18 protein-coding genes are annotated in these 17,551 nt (G+C 54.0%); 9 read left to right on the top strand and 9 right to left on the bottom strand.

What is annotated here, in order from left to right:
- Nucleotides 1-425 (bottom strand): helix-turn-helix domain-containing protein (locus FEAC_RS13560; protein ID WP_160290420.1); only part of this gene is annotated, 425 nt, incomplete at its 3' end.
- 146 nt (nt 426-571) lie between these two features.
- On the opposite strand from FEAC_RS13560, the gene FEAC_RS13565 reads away from it, so the two are divergent.
- The 8 genes from FEAC_RS13565 (at nt 572) to FEAC_RS13605 (ending at nt 9,092) form a co-directional block, all read left to right on the top strand.
- Entirely contained in the window at nt 572-1,450 is an 879-nt protein-coding gene (locus tag FEAC_RS13565) for an MIP/aquaporin family protein (protein WP_052566528.1), read from the top strand.
- A complete protein-coding gene (gene glpK / locus FEAC_RS13570; protein WP_035391612.1) occupies nt 1,443-2,936 on the top strand; it encodes a glycerol kinase GlpK in 1,494 nt (497 codons plus the stop codon). The genes FEAC_RS13565 and glpK overlap by 8 nt, the downstream gene beginning before the upstream one ends.
- A gap of 40 nt (nt 2,937-2,976) precedes the next feature.
- Nucleotides 2,977-3,981: a dihydroxyacetone kinase subunit DhaK gene (gene dhaK / locus FEAC_RS13575; protein ID WP_035391614.1), complete on the top strand. Its 1,005-nt coding sequence runs from the start codon at nt 2,977-2,979 to the stop codon at nt 3,979-3,981.
- A 10-nt stretch (nt 3,982-3,991) separates the two neighbouring features.
- Nucleotides 3,992-4,627 (top strand): dihydroxyacetone kinase subunit DhaL, encoded by a 636-nt coding sequence (dhaL, locus tag FEAC_RS13580; protein WP_035391635.1) that lies wholly within the window; start codon nt 3,992-3,994, stop codon nt 4,625-4,627.
- The gene (locus tag FEAC_RS13585; protein WP_035391616.1) at nt 4,624-5,028 is read left to right on the top strand and encodes a PTS-dependent dihydroxyacetone kinase phosphotransferase subunit DhaM; all 405 of its coding nucleotides are present in this window, start codon (nt 4,624-4,626) and stop codon (nt 5,026-5,028) included. The genes dhaL and FEAC_RS13585 overlap by 4 nt, the downstream gene beginning before the upstream one ends.
- Nucleotides 5,021-6,799: a putative PEP-binding protein gene (locus FEAC_RS13590; protein ID WP_052566532.1), complete on the top strand. Its 1,779-nt coding sequence runs from the start codon at nt 5,021-5,023 to the stop codon at nt 6,797-6,799. Before FEAC_RS13585 ends, FEAC_RS13590 begins: the two co-directional genes overlap by 8 nt.
- A gap of 407 nt (nt 6,800-7,206) precedes the next feature.
- Nucleotides 7,207-8,193 (top strand): daunorubicin resistance protein DrrA family ABC transporter ATP-binding protein, encoded by a 987-nt coding sequence (locus tag FEAC_RS13600; protein WP_035391622.1) that lies wholly within the window; start codon nt 7,207-7,209, stop codon nt 8,191-8,193.
- A 5-nt stretch (nt 8,194-8,198) separates the two neighbouring features.
- On the top strand, nt 8,199-9,092 hold the full coding sequence (locus tag FEAC_RS13605) for an ABC transporter permease (RefSeq protein WP_052566534.1): 894 nt from the start codon (nt 8,199-8,201) through the stop codon (nt 9,090-9,092).
- Nucleotides 9,093-9,103: 11 nt separating this feature from the next.
- Here the strand turns inward: FEAC_RS13605 and FEAC_RS13610 are convergent, their stop codons facing one another.
- The 6 genes from FEAC_RS13610 to FEAC_RS13635 form a co-directional block, all read right to left on the bottom strand.
- A complete protein-coding gene (locus FEAC_RS13610; protein ID WP_035391624.1) occupies nt 9,104-9,769 on the bottom strand; it encodes a hypothetical protein in 666 nt (221 codons plus the stop codon).
- A gap of 125 nt (nt 9,770-9,894) precedes the next feature.
- Nucleotides 9,895-10,620, bottom strand: coding sequence for an ABC transporter ATP-binding protein (locus FEAC_RS13615; RefSeq protein WP_035391626.1), 726 nt, complete (start codon nt 10,618-10,620; stop codon nt 9,895-9,897).
- Complete coding sequence (locus tag FEAC_RS13620; protein WP_035391627.1) at nt 10,601-11,314, bottom strand: ABC transporter ATP-binding protein; 714 nt, start codon at nt 11,312-11,314, stop codon at nt 10,601-10,603. The genes FEAC_RS13615 and FEAC_RS13620 overlap by 20 nt, the downstream gene beginning before the upstream one ends.
- The gene (locus FEAC_RS13625; RefSeq protein ID WP_236684668.1) at nt 11,311-12,249 is read right to left on the bottom strand and encodes a branched-chain amino acid ABC transporter permease; all 939 of its coding nucleotides are present in this window, start codon (nt 12,247-12,249) and stop codon (nt 11,311-11,313) included. The genes FEAC_RS13620 and FEAC_RS13625 overlap by 4 nt, the downstream gene beginning before the upstream one ends.
- 67 nt (nt 12,250-12,316) lie before the next feature.
- Nucleotides 12,317-13,195, bottom strand: a complete 879-nt coding sequence (locus FEAC_RS13630) for a branched-chain amino acid ABC transporter permease (protein ID WP_035391631.1) — start codon at nt 13,193-13,195, stop codon at nt 12,317-12,319.
- A 68-nt stretch (nt 13,196-13,263) separates the two neighbouring features.
- Nucleotides 13,264-14,352: an ABC transporter substrate-binding protein gene (locus FEAC_RS13635; protein WP_236684669.1), complete on the bottom strand. Its 1,089-nt coding sequence runs from the start codon at nt 14,350-14,352 to the stop codon at nt 13,264-13,266.
- Between FEAC_RS13635 and FEAC_RS16020 the strand changes: the two genes are divergently transcribed.
- Nucleotides 14,351-14,518, top strand: coding sequence for a hypothetical protein (locus FEAC_RS16020; RefSeq protein ID WP_236684670.1), 168 nt, complete (start codon nt 14,351-14,353; stop codon nt 14,516-14,518). The genes FEAC_RS13635 and FEAC_RS16020 overlap by 2 nt on opposite strands.
- Before the next feature lie 943 nt (nt 14,519-15,461).
- Here FEAC_RS16020 and FEAC_RS13640 read toward each other — a convergent pair.
- Entirely contained in the window at nt 15,462-16,010 is a 549-nt protein-coding gene (locus FEAC_RS13640) for an IS3 family transposase (protein WP_156099325.1), read from the bottom strand.
- Nucleotides 16,011-16,214: 204 nt separating this feature from the next.
- A complete protein-coding gene (locus tag FEAC_RS13645) occupies nt 16,215-17,360 on the bottom strand; it encodes a hypothetical protein (RefSeq protein WP_052566539.1) in 1,146 nt (381 codons plus the stop codon).
- Nucleotides 17,361-17,551 lie beyond the last annotated feature (191 nt).

Raw genomic sequence — 17,551 nt, forward strand, 5'->3', positions numbered from 1 at the left:
ACGACTCGTTCACAGATCGTTCCTACCGTACGCCAGGCGACTCTGAGCAGTTTTGTCACCGTGGTCTTATCCATCTTGGCGCATGCCCAAGCTACCAAGTGCTCGAAGTCCCTCGTAAACCGCGACTCCCCAACTGGTCGGGCAAATGGTACTCCCTCAGTGATCACCCCGTGGGTTGGACACCGGAGTCGTCTCAGCTGGCACGAGAGCCACGTCTGGTGAATCCCGATGTCGAGGTGTCTCCATCGGGAGTCGAGCGTTCTCGTGTCATAACAGGACCGGGTCGTATAGGAGCACTTAGGGCATACCAACCGCGATCGGGTAAGCCTGAGCTTTACCAGCAGTTCGTGTGGACGAACTAAAACCTCGATGACGGTGACACTGCGAAGGCCCAGCATCTGCTTAACTAGAGAGGTAGCGCGCACGGTTCTGAACTCCTTTTTTGATGGGTTGCTAACACCAAATTTAGAGCTCAGAAACCGTGCGCGTTTCTTATGTGGCTACTTCAGCCTCAAATACCCCCACTGAACTGGGGCTATGGATCAGATCCAGGCCAAATCTATCCACATGAATGTCAATAGAGCCGTATTTAGGCACCCTGGTTCTGCTGGCGTTCGGGACCGGATCGGTGGCAGTGGCCGTTGTCGGCTTGACTATGTCTGGTCGGACCATCGTTATTTTTCAAGGCGCCGGCGGTTGGATGTTGATTGGCTGGGGTTGGGCAATTGCCGTGGTCATGGGGGTGTATGTAGCTGGTGGCATCTCAGGAGCGCACCTCAATCCGGCGGTTACATTCGCTCAAGCTATCAAGGGCAACCTACCATGGAAGAGGGTGGTTCCTTATTGGATAGCTCAGGTGCTTGGTGCGTTTAGCGGTGCGTTGATCGTCTATGCCGACTACTACAAGGCGATTGACCAGTACAACCTAGTCCATCATGTCGTCTCGCGTGGGTCGAGTGGTGGTTTGACCACCTTCTCGATCTTTGCCACCTTTTCGGCGTCGTATTTTCATGGTAGTTGGGTCGGTCCACTACTTGACCAGGTTATTGCTACCGCGTTCCTCATTCTCTTCATTCTTGCCATTAATGATGCAAAGAACATGGCGCCAATATCCAATCTGGGTCCTTTCATTGTGGGACTGGCAGTGCTGGCGATTGGGCTTTCGTTTGGCACCGGTTCAGGGTACGCGATCAATCCAGCGCGTGATTTTGGCCCGAGGTTGATGACCTGGCTTTTTGGTTGGGGAAAGAACGCCTTCCCCGGACCAGGGCAAGGTGGTTATTGGTGGATTCCAATTCTGGGACCACTGGTTGGCGCGGCGATTGCTGTCGGTATTTATAAGGTGTTTATTGAAATGACTCTCGATTATAGAGCTAAGCATGCTACCGAATTAGAAGGAACATCTGATGCAGGAAATGAAATAGTAGAAGGGATGGTCTCCAGTGACTAAGTACATACTTGCCCTAGATCAGGGCACGACATCATCAAGGGCAATTCTGTTTAACGATGCAGGTTTGCCGGTTGCGACTGGGCAGCAGGAGTTTCGTCAGATCTATCCGCAGCCTGGATGGGTTGAGCATGACCCAGAGGAGATCTGGCAATCGCAGTGGCAGGCGATTCAGAGCTGCATAAAGTCTTCTGGCGTGAGTGTGGACGACATCGCCGCAGTTGGGATTACCAATCAGCGGGAGACGACGGTGGTGTGGAATCGTCGTACCGGTCAGGCGGTCTACAACGCCATCGTTTGGCAGTGCCGTCGAACGGCAGGCATGTGCGACCGGTTGCGAGAGGCGGGCCACACAGATACTGTGCGCACCAAGACTGGACTCGTGATTGATGCCTACTTCTCAGGCACCAAGGTGGCATGGATTCTCGATAATGTCCCAGGTGCTCGAGATCTAGCCGAAAAGGGCGATCTCATCTTTGGAACCATCGATTCCTGGCTGATCAACAAGCTGACGCATCAAAAGCTACATGTGACCGACTATTCGAATGCCTCTCGTACCATGATCTACAACATTCGGGATCTCAATTGGGATGATGAGCTTCTAAAGATGTTAAATATTCCCCGATCTATGTGTCCAACCGTGGTTGACTCCTCCGGCGTTCTTGGCGAGGTAGATGAGAGTTGGCTTGGTCGATCGATCCCCATTGCGGGCATCGCTGGCGATCAGCAGGCTGCCCTCTTCGGGCAGGGTTGCTACACACCTGGATCGGCTAAGAACACCTATGGTACCGGCTCCTTTCTCTTGATGAATACCGGTAGCGAACCGGTTGCCTCGGAGCGCGGATTGGTAACCACGCTTGCTTGGGGGATAGACCATAAGGTTACATACGCGCTTGAGGGTTCGATCTTTATCACCGGAGCGGTCGTTCAGTGGCTCCGCGACGAACTCCAACTGATCAAGACGGCGGAGGAGACAGAGTCACTGGCACTCTCGGTCTCAGACACTGGTGGTGTGTACCTTGTTCCAGCTTTTGTGGGTTTGGGTGCCCCGTGGTGGGATAGCTACGCACGCGGGACCATCGTCGGATTGACTAGAGGATCGAATCGAGCCCACATCGCGAGGGCAGCTCTAGAGTCGATTGCCTATCAATCTCGTGATGTGCTTGAGGCGATGCGAAGCGATAGTCAACAGGCGGTTGACGTCTTGCGTGTTGATGGAGGAGCGATTAACAACAGCTTTCTTGCACAGTTCCAGGCCGATATCCTTGGTGTTCGTGTTGAGCGTCCGAAGGTCACTGAGACCACCGCCATGGGTGCGGCCTTCTTGTCAGGACTCGCCGTTGGAGTGTGGGAGGGGTTCGAACCTTTGACACAGGTATGGCAACGTGATGCTCTGTTTTATCCTTCGATGACCGCGTCGCATCGCGATGAGCTGGTGGCGGGTTGGAATCGTGCAGTCGGACGTTCGAAGAGTTGGATCGAGCAGTAGTTGATCATCGAAATCTAGTCTTAGTAGTGAGGTGTTTGCGATGAAGAAGATCATTGACGCGGTTGAGACGATAGTCGATCAGGCGCTTGATGGCATGGTGGTGGCTTACCCGGAGTATCTACAGCGAGTAGAGGGGACGTTGGTGCTCGCTCGGTCTAAGCCTAAAGAGACTGGTAAGGTCGGCCTTGTGTCTGGTGGAGGATCGGGACACGAACCTGCCCATGGAGGCTATGTCGGTTATGGGATGCTCGATGCGGCGGTGGCGGGAGAGGTATTTACCTCTCCTACCCCCGATCAGGTGTATGCGGGTATCAAAGCAGCCGATCGTGGTGCTGGTGTTTTGCTTGTGGTCAAGAACTATACCGGTGATGTGATGAACTTTGACATCGCTAGAGAGCTCGCCGACGCCGATGGCATCGCTACTGAAGTGGTTTTGGTAAATGATGATGTAGCAGTTCAGGATTCGCTCTACACGACTGGGCGTCGCGGGATAGCCGGGACCGTCTTTGTGCATAAGATTGCGGGTGCAGCTGCTGAGGAGGGAGCAGATCTCTCGTCTGTAAAGGTGATAGCTGACACGGTTGTCGCCAATCTTGCCTCGATGGGGTGCGCCTTGACTTCGTGCACGGTTCCCGCCAATGGAAAACCAACCTTCGAACTTGGCGCAAACGAGATGGAGATGGGTATTGGAATTCATGGCGAACCCGGGATCGAACGAGTGCCAATGATGAGTGCATCCGAGCTCACGGCATCGCTCTATCACCGTCTGGTTGCGGAACTCTCGCTTGGTGATGGCGAGCGGATTGCAGCAATGGTCAACTCCATGGGGGCAACTCCTGCTATTGAGCTGGCCATCATGTCCGGGCATCTTGCGAATCTGACCAAGAGTTCGAAGCTTTCCTTAGAGAAGGTGTTGATGGGGGAGTTTATGACCTCCCTCGAGATGGCGGGAGCCTCATTGACGCTGTTGCGTCTAGATCAGCAGAGGTCGACTCTGCTGAATGCCGCATGTGATACCCCGGCACTTAAAGTTGTGAAGCATTAGCATGGCTTCTATGGATCAGGTGGCATTTCGTCAGCTCTGGCGCCGTTTTGCTGAGTTGATTCATGAGAACAGGGAGGTCCTTAATGACCTTGACGCTGCGATTGGCGATGCAGACCATGGCTCGAACATGGACCGAGGCCTCGGTAAGGTGGTTGAGGCGTTCAATGCTAACTCAGAAGCCAGTCTGCACGCAGACGCGAAGCTGGTTGGGATGACACTAATGAGCACAGTTGGTGGTGCCTCAGGTGCGCTATGGGGTTCTGGAATGCTCAAGTTCTCCACAGTCCTCCCTGACGCAGCTGTTGTGGAGTGGTCTGGCTTCATCGACGCCCTTGACGCCTTTGTAGAGGCACTTTCGAAACGAGGTCAGGCGGTGGTCGGGGACAAGACCATGATGGACGTCTTTCTTCCTGCCATGACGGAGCTGCGCGATAGCGTCGACGTCCAGGAGGGCAGTGAGGAGATCGTCGTTGCACTTGCAGAGCATGCTAAGGGTTGGTCGGATGCGACTCGTGATTTAGTGGCCAGGCGAGGGCGGGCAGCCTACCTCGGCGAGCGTAGCATCGGCCACATCGACCCTGGCTCAGTCTCGGCTGCCCTCTGGTTCCAGGCACTCGCTGATACTGTCCGAGACCAAGTATCATGAACACAGCTCTCATTATCGTGTCTCACTCAAAGCTTCTCGCGCTTGGGGTCATAGAGCTAGTACACGCCTTGGCCGGGGATGATCTAGCGATGGTTGCTGTTGGTGGTGGAGACGAACAAGATTCGGGTGGGTTTGGCGTCAATGCGTCGATGGTACTTGAGGCCATGGCCGAACTCAGCAACGCAGACGAGATCGGAATGATTGGCGATGTTGGTTCGTCGTTTTTGGCGACGGGTGCGGCTATCGAACTCGAAGGACTCGGTGGGCGAGTGCGGATGATCGACTGCCCGATGGTCGAAGGGGCGATCGCCTGTGCAATGACGTTGTCTATGGGTGGATCTCTAGACGAGGCGATTGAGGCGGGACAACACGCCTGGGAGGTCCGCAAGCTTGGTGTCTGACCTGGGGGGTTCATCGTCCGGGTCTGGCCAGGACTCGAGTACAGAGGAGCTCCGTGGCTTTGGAGTCGGCACTCGATCGGTCTCCGGTCGCATCGTCCGAATCGGAAAGCAACCGCCGTTGATCGAGGGTCGAAACTCTGGGGAGGCCAGCGAAGGCAACGACTCAGCACAAGTGGACTCTGCCTTTGGGGATTCCGACTCGATTGAGTTCGAAGGTCGCGACGCACTCCGTTCGCGCCTAAGTGAGATGCTTGAAGTGGTTGGGATCGAACTTGAAACTCTCGGCCAGAATGCGCCGTCTGAGGTAGCGGACATTTTGGAGGCGCAAGCCATGATGGCGCAGGATCCGACTCTCGTGGACCGCTTGCTTGCGAACGTTGAGCCAGATCCGATGGTGGATGCCAAGTGCCAGCTTCAGCGAAGAAACTTGCGAGCTGCTTTCGAGAAGGTTGCGGCCGAGCTGCGATCGGTTGGAGGCTATATCGGGGAGCGAGCGGACGATATTGGTGAGATTGGCGCTCGGGTAGCTGATCATCTGTTTGGTAGCGCAGATTCGCAAGCCATTGACGAGCCCAACGTCAACTCGATATTGCTGTTTGATCAGTTAACTGCGGCGCAGGCCTCGACGCTTGAGCCCTCATCGATAATAGGGGTTATCGTAGCGACAGGTGGGCCATCGGGTCATGCGGCGCTGATACTGCGATCACTCGACATCCCGGCGGTCGTTGGATGTCCCAGGGCCTACGAGATACCCGACGGTGCCGTAGTACTCCTTGATCCTTTGCGAGGCTTGGTAAGGATTGGAGCCAACGGACGGGTGCCTACGTCTGCTCATCGACCCACAGTTGGTCATCGGAGTCCGAGATCCGTGCTGGCGACGAAGGCGGTACAGTTGCTCGCCAATGTAGGCTCGCTGGCCGATGCCCAAGAGGCGCGATCCCAAGGAGCGGAGGGAATCGGGCTGGTGCGTACGGAGTTTCTATTCGAGGGTAGGGAGCTAGAGCCGAGTGTTGATGAGCAGGTATCGACCTATCGCTCCTTGATAGAGCCCTTTTGTGAGACAGGACAACCGGTTACCGTGCGGACACTTGATGTCGGGTCTGACAAGCCGTTGCCATTTGTCAACCTGTCGCGTGAGGACAATCCTGCGCTGGGGGTGCGAGGAATTCGTTTGGTGAACCAGGTGCCGGGTCTTCTTGAACGACAGCTCGAGGCTCTCGCACGTACTCGTGCATTGGTGGGTGGAGTGGATCTTAGGGTTATGGCGCCGATGATTAGCTCAATCGGTGAGGTGAACTCGTTCGTAGAGATGGCCCGATCGGCGGGTCTTGGTTCTTTAGGGATCATGATCGAGGTGCCAGCGCTTGCTCTCGACTTCCGCCGAGTCGCTCCTCTGGTCGATTTCGCATCAATCGGCACCAATGACCTGATGCAGTATTTGATGGGGGTAGACCGCAACGCCTCGATGCTCGGCGAGTTGCTTGACCCCTGGAGTCCGGTCGCCTTGAGGCTGATTGGAGCCCTAGCACGAGAGGGTGCGCGAGCTAAGGTTGCCGTTTCGGTGTGCGGTGAGGCGGCGAGCGATCCTCTGCTCGCCATCGTCCTCGTGGGACTGGGGATCACCAGCCTGTCGATGACGCCAGTGGCGTTGGCCCAGGTTCGTGAAGTCCTGGATGCTGTCTCGATGACTCGGGCTCGCCGTCTTGCTCAACTAGCGATTCGCCAGCTCGATTCGACTGCAGCTCGCCATGTAGTGGGTGAGGCCATATAGTCGCTAGCTGATTAATTAAACCTCCAAGTGCTTTGTTGGATAAGTTGAAGGCTGCACGACTCCCACATGCTGAGCCTCACGAGTGGGTGGATGAGGATTGTTGAGTACCATCGGTGTCAACTTGGGAGTACCCCTGTTAGATATATGCTGGCTCCCTCGGGTCGGTCGATTGCCAACTGGTGGCCTGGTGATGAGCTTGTGTACCGATGGCTTCGATGGCTACAGTAGAGGTGTCGGGAGTGCTCTGTGCTGTTAGTCCACGGCCGGCGTTGGCTGAGTATTTGCGCTTGAGATTCAGAGTGATTTTGTTGGTGGATCGGTGATGGCGATGCATACAAATAGCGATAAGGAGGGTGACGATGGCGTCATCTGAGGTTGGATCGACCGCCGTTAACGTAGGATCCTCAATGCGGGAGCGGCCCACAGCAGTGTTGGTGCAAGGGCTCGTCAAGCGCTACGGTTCGCTCGAGGCGGTTCGAGGGATAGATTTTCAGGTGGCAGGAGGAGAGATCTTTGGCTTTCTTGGTCCGAACGGGGCAGGCAAGTCGACCACGATCAAGATTCTCTGCACCCTTGCTCAACCCACCGCCGGCAGTGCCGAGGTGGCTGGTTATGACGTGGTTGGTGCGCGAGAGTCGGTACGCCGCAACATTGGGTTGGTGTTTCAAGACCCTACTCTTGATTCATATTTGACGGCTGAACAGAACCTTCGTTTTCATGCTGAACTTTATGCAGTTCCAAAGCAGTTTGTCGACTCTCGTATGCGCCAAGTGCTTGAGATGGTCGGTCTTTGGGAACGCCGCACAAGCCTGGTGAGCACCTTCTCTGGAGGTATGCAGCGCAGGTTGGAGATCGCCCGCGGTCTTCTCCACGCACCGAAGGTGCTATTTCTCGATGAACCTACCGTTGGTCTAGATCCACAGACACGCGCCTCAATCTGGGAGTACATTATCGATCTCAAGCAGCGCGAAGATATCACGATCTTTCTGACGACTCACTACATGGACGAGGCGGAGAACTGTGATCGGATCGCCATAATTGATCATGGTCAGATCCAGGCAATCGACACACCGGAGGCTCTGAAGGCGAGCGTGGGTAAGGATCGCGTTCAGATCTCTACCGCTGACGATGACGCAGCTATAGCCGCTCTGGATGCGCAGTTTGGCCTCGATGCAGGGATGCACGACGGTTTGGTCACCTTCTCAGTCTCTTCTGGCGAGGAGTTTGTTCCTCGACTTTTTGCTGAGTTAGGTGTTCCAATCCGATCGGTTAGCGTGGCACGCCCCTCACTCGACGATGTCTTCATGTCCTACACCGGTAGAACGATTAGGGATACCGAAGCAACTGGGAGCGATGCGATGCGCGCACTGCGACAGCGCTTTCGAGGGAGGTAACAAGTATGGCTACATCAACATCAACCCCTCTTGGTGCGCCTGATGAGGCTGCTGCAATTCGAGTGGCGGTACCCTCCGGTGGACTGGGTCAGGACCTTCGGGCGATCAGCATCGTCTGGCGTCGAGAGTTAATTAGATTTTGGAGAGACAAGCTTCGAATGGTGACCTCACTCATTCAACCGATTCTGTTCCTCTTCGTCCTTGGAACTGGTCTGTCAACCTTGGCCAAACATGGGATGCCGCCAGGGGTAAACCTTCGTACCTTCCTATACCCTGGCGTGCTTGCGATGTCAGCGCTCTTTACAGCGCTCTTCTCTGCGGGTTCGATAGTGTGGGATCGGGAGTTTGGCTTCCTGCGAGAGATGTTGGTAGCGCCGGTTAGTCGCGGTTCGATTGTGCTCGGCAAGTGCCTTGGAGGTACCACGGTAGCGACGTTCCAAGGGGTTATCATCCTGATTTTGGCCGGGCTCGCGGGGATTCCATATCGTCCAACACTTATCCTTGCACTCATAGGAGAGCTGCTCCTGCTCTCATTTACCTTGACCGCCTTTGGTGTCATGATGGCTGCACGTATCCAGCAGTTCCAGGCGTTCATGGCTGTGACTCAGATGTTGGTGATGCCGCTCTTCTTCTTATCTGGAGCTCTCTATCCACTTGCCGGTTTGCCGACTTGGTTGACGGTGTTAACCAGGATTGATCCGCTCACCTATATTGTTGGGCCAATGCGCAGTGTTGTCTTCAACTCGATCAATATGACTCAGGCGGCTCGTCACTTCCTCAGCCCGGGAGTCACGTGGAATGGGTGGTTAGTTCCTGTCGCTCTGTCACTCGCGATTGTGGCCGTCATGGGTGCAGCCATGGCCTTCATTGCGATTCTAGAGTTTCGAAAGAGCGACTAGTTCTGGCTCGATCACTCGGAGGTCGTCGGAGTCATGGAGGCATCGCGGCCCTTTGACAGAATCTTGAGCGCATAACCAAAGTAGAGCAGGATGGCGGCCGCCATAACGGTTCCAAAAATCTCTCCACCTAAAGTGAGTACTATGACCCAGGCAGACGGGCGTGCGATTGGGTTTGTGGAGGCAAAGATGGTTATCGTTATAATGAAAACTATGCATCCGAGTATGAGCAGTGGGATCGAGGCGTACTGAAAGAGTTCAGCGACCTTCGGTGGGCTCCAACGGTCAAACATCGATTGAGCTGGCTGGAGATCGTCATCTCTACTCATTGTCGCATCAGCTTGTCGTCTCGCGTATTCGCGCGGTGTCTGTTCGTTAAACACATTGATGAGGAGATCTTTGGCCATCGTCTGTCGGGTTGATCGGTTTTCGAGGTCAATCTCGAGCAGAATTTCAGAGGCTAGTTCACCGATGGGTACGACCTTGAGTTTGTAGGGAAGCTGGGCGGAGGAGGCTCCGGTTCGCAGGCTGCGGCCCTCGACGCTGAGATCCTCTCGGTGAATGTTAATTGGTTCGGTAAAGCCGTAGACAACTTCGACAACTGCTTCGAAGATAGTCTCCGCCCGATCAGGTGCTGGAATGGTTGTCGTGATTGTCTCCATGGCCTCTGAGTTTACCACTGACCTGCTAAATGGCTACGATAGGTCGTTACTATCGAATTTTGATCCTATTGAATGCCATATAAACTATCCACATCTATCAGCAGTCGCGGACGGATTCGATAGTAGCGCTGGTATCGACTTTCTCAGATCTCTTGTATACTTTCGATCCCAAAGAATGCATCATGGAGAGTTTTGTTGTTTGAGAGCTCGGCAACAGGACCATTGAAACGCACGTAACCGCCTTCTAGCACCACGGCCGTTTGGGCGAACTTCAGGAACTCAACGTTTTGCTCCGCCACCAGCAACGTCATGCCATCGGAGTGAAGCGTGATAAGAGTCTCGACTACTTCGGATACGAACTTAGGAGAGAGCCCTGCGGAGGGCTCGTCCATGATCAGCAGTGATGGCTGAGCAATTACGCACTTTGCGATCCCAACCATCTTGCGTTGCCCTCCTGATAGGCTCCCGGCAGGCTCGTTTAGCCTGCCACCTAATTCAGGGAACAGTGCGAGCACTGTCTCAAGGCCCGCATCGAAGGACCTGTTCCGATTTGTCATTGCGCCAAGCTGTAGATTCTCTTTGACACTGAGTGATGGGAAAATACCCTGTTCGCTCATGAACGCCAGACCCTTGCGCGCTCTTTTGGCAGTGCTCGCCTTGGTCACATCGTCTCCAAAGAGCGAGACGGTGCCGCCGGAAGTGGGTAGTAGACCTACAATGGCGCGCAAAAGCGTTGACTTTCCTGCACCGTTGGCTCCAAGGATCACGATAGCCTGTCCTGGATCGACTTCCAGGGAGAGTTCTCGCACTACCGCCATGCCGGAGTACGCAATTGTAATGTCTTTCACCTCAAGAGCTAGAGCTGCCACCAAGAAACACCTTCTTCACCAGATCATCCTGGAGTGCAGCGGAAAGCGAGCCAGCAAAGATCTCCTTGCCCGCATTCAACACAAGAACCCTATCCGCCACCCGATCCAAAAACCCCAATAAATGCTCGACAACGACTACCGACCGATCGCGAGCTATTTTACGCAAAAGCTGTGTGACCCCCTCTAACTCCGCAGGCATCAATCCAGCGGCGAGTTCATCTACAAAGAGCACACGAGGGGACATCACCAGTGCGCGTCCCAGATCGAGCATCTTCTTATGCGTAGAATTCAAGCTGCTAGCTGGCTTTCCCATCGACTCACTCAGCCCTACAAGCTCCGCTACTTCGGCGACGCCAAGCGTGACTCGCGAAGCATGGTTGCGCGCAATCTCTAAATTCTCAAAAACCGTCAGATCTAAAAATGGCCGCGGGATCTGGAATGTTCTGTTGATGCCTATGCGTGCCAACTTATCTGCACGCAGGCCCGTCACGTCTTTGCCATCAAGCATCACCGATCCACCAGTAGGCTCGTAAAGTCCACAGATCGTGTTGATGATGGTCGTCTTGCCCGATCCGTTCGGACCTACAAGCCCAAGTACCTCCCCGTTGGCCAGAGAGAAGGAGACGCCATCAACGGCACGCAAGCCACCGAAAGACTGGGCGAGGTTATGGACTTCAATGACATTTTCGCTCATCTTGCATTCCCCGTGGTGAATCGACGTGAAACGCTCTTACCTATTCCCACCAATCCGCGAGGAAGGAACAATACCAAGAGAATGATGATGAATCCGTAGATCAACTCAAAATACTGGGGGTTGGATATACCAATGATTGAGTAGACACCGTAGAGTAGGACAGCTCCCAGTGTCGGTCCCCACAATGAACCCGTACCGCCAAAGAGTGCGAAGACAATAGCAAAAACGGAAACCGCCGGATTAAATACTGTAGTCGGATAGAAGAGAGATGTTGCCCAGGCAAAGAGCGCACCCGCCATGCCTGCAAGTCCAGCCGCGATCAGCCAGGCGATAGAGCGCTGCTTGACGACGTTCACTCCTGCCATAGCGGCCGAATATGCGTCCTCACGAATAGCAAGCAATGACATTCCAAACTTGGAGTGTCGTATGTAGAAGACAATAACAAGCGCTATACCCACCAACACAACTGCCGAGACATAGAACTGGCCAGAGGAGTAGGCGCTCGCTATGTTCGTGGGAAGGGCACCATTTGTAACCGACGCCAGCGACGGATTCGAAATGATATCACCCAATGCTAAGGCTCCAGCTAATGTCGCGATTGCAAAATACGCGCCCTTGAGACGGAAAAGGGGCATGAAGATCGCCGCGACGACCACCCCACCTACACCGCCGATCACAACAGCAAGAATCGCTGGAATCTGGAAGTGCTGGATGGTAAGAGCTCCGGCGTATGCACCGGCTCCAAAGAAACCAAAATACCCAAAGGGAAGATACCCTGTAAAGCCATAGGATATATTGATACCTTGCGCGAGCACCAAATACACCATCATGTAGACCAACAACAATTCATTGCCATAAAATTGGACGGCTAATGAGAAGGCGAGCAACGGGAGGACGATCCCGGCTAGGTCGACCATCCGCTTTCGGTCACGCAACGTTGCTGTTAGGGTATTGCCAAATGATCTCCGAGACGGGCTACTTTCCCCTCGAACCGTTACGACGTCAGACAACTCGAGTCCTCCTGCCCAGTAACCCCTGCGGGCGTATCAACATCGTACCAAGGACAAGGACATACGGCACCAGATCAGACCAAGAGGGTAAGTACACCTGTGCCAATTGATAGAAGACACCAAATAAGAGACCCGCGAGAACTGTCCCCATAGGATTCCCCAAGCTGCCAAAAACGATTATTGCAAATGCAATTACGGTGAGACCTACTCCTTCAGAGGCCTGCACGCCGCTGAACACAAAGATTGCCATCACGCCACTCACTGCTGCCAGGGCAAGTCCAACCCCAAACGTTATGGCGGAGACTCGAGTGGCATCGATGCCAACCGAGGCTGCTTCATCGGTATCAGCCATCACTGCTCTCGTCTGACGGCCCAGCTTGGTACGGTACAGGTATAGGAAGAAGAGTAATAGAATCGGTATCGCCACTCCAGCCGCGATAAACCAATCCGACTGATAGCTCTGACCAAACAAGTGAATCGGAGCCGATGGTAGAGAATTAGACGGCATAGTACGTTGATTATTACCGAAACCGAGCGCAGCCAACGCCTCGGTCACCTGTGAAACACCGAAGAATAGGACCAGCGATAGTGTCTCAAAATCCTTTGCCGACTTCAATCGTGGAATCAATACGTAATAGAGAAGAAACCCCAAAGCGACCGAAAAGGGAATCACAATGATCACCGAGACGATCGGATTGACATGGAAGCTGTAGTAGAGTTCCCATGCAGCGAACCCCCCAAGCATAATGATGTCTCCATGTGCCAGATTAATAATCCTCTGGACGCCGAAAACCAAATTGAGCCCCATCGCCATCAAGGCGTAGAAAAGCCCTAAAAGAATTCCGCCGATAACGGAATACTCGAAAAGCATCCCTCTCCGATCTACTTTTTGGTGGAGGCGCGACCGCCTCCACCAGGCAACATTATCTACTCAATTGGCTACGGAGCCGGATAGACAGCCGAGGCGTCCGCCGCTGCTGCAGGATATACCACTTTCAAGCTTACCGACGTGGAGGTAGGCAAGATCTGCCCTACTGGCAGGAGTTCGCCAACCTGCGCTCCCTCTGAGTTGATCTTGAAGTTCCCGTCCACGGTGTTGAGCGAGCCAGACACCTTTGTCAACGCGTTCCGCAAAGCCAGCTGTGAGAGCGAGGTGGCATTCTTCAATGCAGCCTGAACCACAAGACCAGCATTGTATCCTAAGAGCCCAGGCGCGTTACTCGCCGAAGGATAGTAGGTGTGGATATCCGCCAGCAGCGCCTTACTCGTTAAACCTTCCGAAACGGAAGTGTAGTTGTGCGAGTAGTTGGTTGCATACGTGTAGGTGTACTGAAGCCCACTCTTGCCGAGCTGACTCTTGAAGAGTGAGAACAGCTGTCCTGGGAAGACGGTGAAAGTCATGGGGAACTTGATGCCAGAGGACTGTAGCTGCCCCAGGAAAGCGGTGTCGTTGGGTTGGAAACCAAACTCAAGCACCGCACCTGGGTTCGTTGCCTTCATCGAGTTGATGATCGTCCCGTAGCTCGTCGTAGAGGTAGGTACGGCCTGGTAGTACGATACCCTCACGCCCTCAGCTGTAAGTTTGCTCTTTAATGTTTCCGCTTGCGACTGATCAAAGTCGTTTGAATCGTAAACGATCGCAACGTTTTTGATCTTCTTCGCGCCGATGAACTGTGCAAGCGGTGTCGGCCAGATCGAAGACTCTGGCAGGCTAGTTAACACGATATAGGGGTTGTTGGGTGTAAAGAACGGAATTCCAGTACCACTAGGATCGAACACCAATTGCTTGTGGGCCTGACCGACCGCCACTGCGGGAGCGGTCAGCACCGATCCAAAGTCGGACACGAAAATATTGACTTTGTTCTGGGTAATTAGCTGGTTGTAAAGAACCGAGGCGGTGGCCGCACTTGACTGATCATTATAGGCAATCAACTTCAATGGGATTCGCTTATGATACGCGCCCACATAGACGCCACCCTTTTTGTTCTCGAGCTTTATCCAAAGTTTGAGTCCATCGAATTCAGGCATGGAAGCCGTTGCATATGCACCGGTGGCGGCATATGTGGTGCCGATTGTGATATCGGCTGGTGCCTTTGATGTTGATGTTGATGTTGATGTTGATGACGATCCACAGGCCGCCGCCAACAACGACATCGCCGCCAACGACATCGATACTGCAACGGTCTTAGAATGAGACAGCTTCATGTTTTCCCCCAGAATGTTCTGCTAACCTAGACTGTTGGTTAGCAATCGCTTATTCTATAGTGCAATCAGACCACGTTGCGTTGTTGATGGTTGATTTAGCGGTCGTTTCATTAAATGTTCATGAAGTATCGCGATGCAGACTTGCCGGTCCGGGTGTCGGGCGCCTCCTCGCGAAGCCTTTCGGAGCTAGCCATATTGATGTTGTTGCACCGGGTTGTGTGTTCTCACTTGGTTAACGAGGCTGTGGATTTGTCGTCACGGTAAGTCCGGATGCATAGGTACGAAGTGTCTATTCAGGCAGCGTTTTCCTCGTTATACTGATTCGGGATAACTCTATTAATTAGGCACTATCAGTGCATATCTATCAGTGTTTTCGCTCAGCCCTGATTCTGCAATCGCTAGCTAGGAACTGCGTCGCCGATGGGTATTAGGTCGGGAAATAGTCGGCCAAGGCGGGGTGGGCAGCGGTAGGGTCAGTGTGTCTAACGAAGGATCACGTGTCACTCTGACCTTCGATCAAATTTCGTTGGCGACCCGACCTCATCCTTTCGTTGGCCCCGTCTCCTTGGCATGGACTAGCTTTTGAGTTCAGCGACATTAGCGTTGTGCGTGATCTGATCCCAAATTGCATTGGCCGCTGGTCTCTTCCCAAGACTCTCGCACCAGCTAGAGATGGGTGGTTGGGAGGAGAGAGAGAGTTAGCGAACCAAACTCTTGGCGGTCATCGAACGGACTGTGGATCTCGCAAGATTAAGCGCTGATTCCGGTGAGACCCCTCAGTCGTAGAATGCAAGGAGGTGCGTTGCCATTGCTCACCAAATGGGACACTGAACCCCCGCTTACCTATGCAGCTTGTAGCGTAGCGGTTTGTTCGAACGCAAGTCGGCGATAAATAGTCGATGCTCGAATGTCTACGCTTCCGGTTGTACCACTCAGATCCTATCAACGATTGCGGAACTTGGGCCCTCTCGTGTACTAAAGTCGGTTCGGTAGATGAGTTCCTTCTTTAATGATGCCCACAATGATTCAGCCATGGAGTTGTCAAAACTATCCCCGACAGTTCCCATCGATTGGGCCATGCCTGAGATCCTCAACATCTGCCTGAAGTCGTCACTGGTGTATTGGGAGCCATGATCACTGTGGAAGATGGTCATCGGCAACAGTGCTCTGCCTCGAGTGGCTTTGGCCTGGTTACGGGCATCAATGAACAGTTGGGTATCCATAGTGTCGCCCATCTTGTAACCGAGAATCCTCCTTGAACAGGCATCCATGATGCATACCAGGTAGAGCCAGCCTTCCTTGGTTCCGATGTAGGTCAAATCACCGACCCAGAGCTTGTCAATCGCATCAACGGAGAAGTTCCGTTTCACCAGGTCATCGCTCTTCCTAGCATGGCGATCAGGCCTCGTCGTGATGGTCTTGGCTCTACCGCTAGCCCCTTGGATGCCGAGCTCATCCATGACGCGGCCCACCGTGGCCACTGAGACCTAGATTCCACGGCTCTGTGAGCTCACGTGTGAGCCTTTCAAGCTCCGTAGATGCCTCTATTGGCCTCAAAGGTTTCCAGGACGCGCTCTTTGAGCGTTTCACGGGCACGACACGCAGCCTGGTAGATCTGGCGCCCCTTAAGTGTTCCAACGCTAGGGCTCCTCTGGTATCCCAGTCTTTAATTTTGAGCCAAGTTTTCAAGCAGCGGCTTTGAGTTTTGCATGTTCGAGATAGTTGCCGACATAGTTCTCTATCGTGTTGAGTGCGCGCTGTAACCCGATAGGAGCAGGTTGCTGGTTGGCTGCGAGAAGGGGTGGCAGAACGCGGTGGCCTAGCTTGGTATAGGTGATGGCAAAGCGGATTCCCTCTGGCGTAAGCGTATAGCTGTTGGTATGGGGAATCCTTGTAATGAGACCTTTGAGGCGCAGCTTACGCAGGTCATAGGTCATCTGCGCGGCGCTATAGGGACCACCAAGCAGCTGGGACACCGAGGCACGAAGGCTCTTGTTGGTGAAGCCGATGACGGTATTTAGCGCCACGCAGAGCGCACCGGCCAGGGCCATGACGCGTTTATCCCCGAAGCGTATCGCTCCGGTTCGTCTGCCCTCCTCTAGCGAGGGCTGTGAGATCCGCTCCCATAGAGCAGTCTCGATGGCACAGCCCTGACCGGCACGTTGGATGTCAAGTAGTCGACGATTGGCGGCTCGAGCCTTGTCGATCAACTCGGCGAGGTTGCGGAGGCGACGTTGCACACCAAGATCGGTGGGGCTATTGACCACCGTCTCAATACGGAGTGCACGACCCTCCTTGAGGTATTCCTTGATACGAGAGTGTTTGTAGAACGCGTTGATGGTGACATCGGTTCCCCGTGTTACGATCCTGGTTGCGAACTCAGCGTTGGTGTTCTTACGGATCTGGCGAGCAAAGATTAGCTTGACTTCATCTGGGCGGCCGATGTCGATGTTATCGGCCACGGTTGATTCGAAGAAGGCCCGGGCTCGACGAGGTGCATCAAAGACGATAGTGCGAGAGACCTCGATCTGACGCATTGACAACTCCCACCAGAAACCGGCCAAACGGTCTCTATCGTCGAGTGGGATTGGGATGACCTGCATCCAACGGTGGAAGAACTCCTCGATCTGGTTTGGACCAAGACGGTTACAGAGAGCTTGAAGAGCTACAGAGTCCTCACAGGAGGCGAACCCATTGGCTAACTCCGTGAATCCGATACCTGCTTTGAGCGCTTGACGTTTCGCCCATTCGTGTCCGTTGACCCAGACCTTTCCCGGATAGGGGAAGTACGAGCAGATCTTGATGAACCCGGCTCCGAAGTCGGCATCCATGAGATAGAAGTAGTAAGCGGTGACTCGTCGATCAGCCTTTGCGAAGGTGAATGACGGAGCACCCCCGAGACGAGTCCTTCCTCTTGGTTGCGCTAAAGACTGATTGAAACTCCTGGGCTACTCCGATTGCTACTATTCCAGGTTCAGTTGCAGCCTTGAGGTAGGGCTCCATGACCTCGATGTGGCGCTCA

The sequence above is a fragment of the Ferrimicrobium acidiphilum DSM 19497 genome (genome assembly GCF_000949255.1).
In the GTDB taxonomy this organism is placed as follows: Bacteria; Actinomycetota; Acidimicrobiia; order Acidimicrobiales; family Acidimicrobiaceae; genus Ferrimicrobium; species Ferrimicrobium acidiphilum.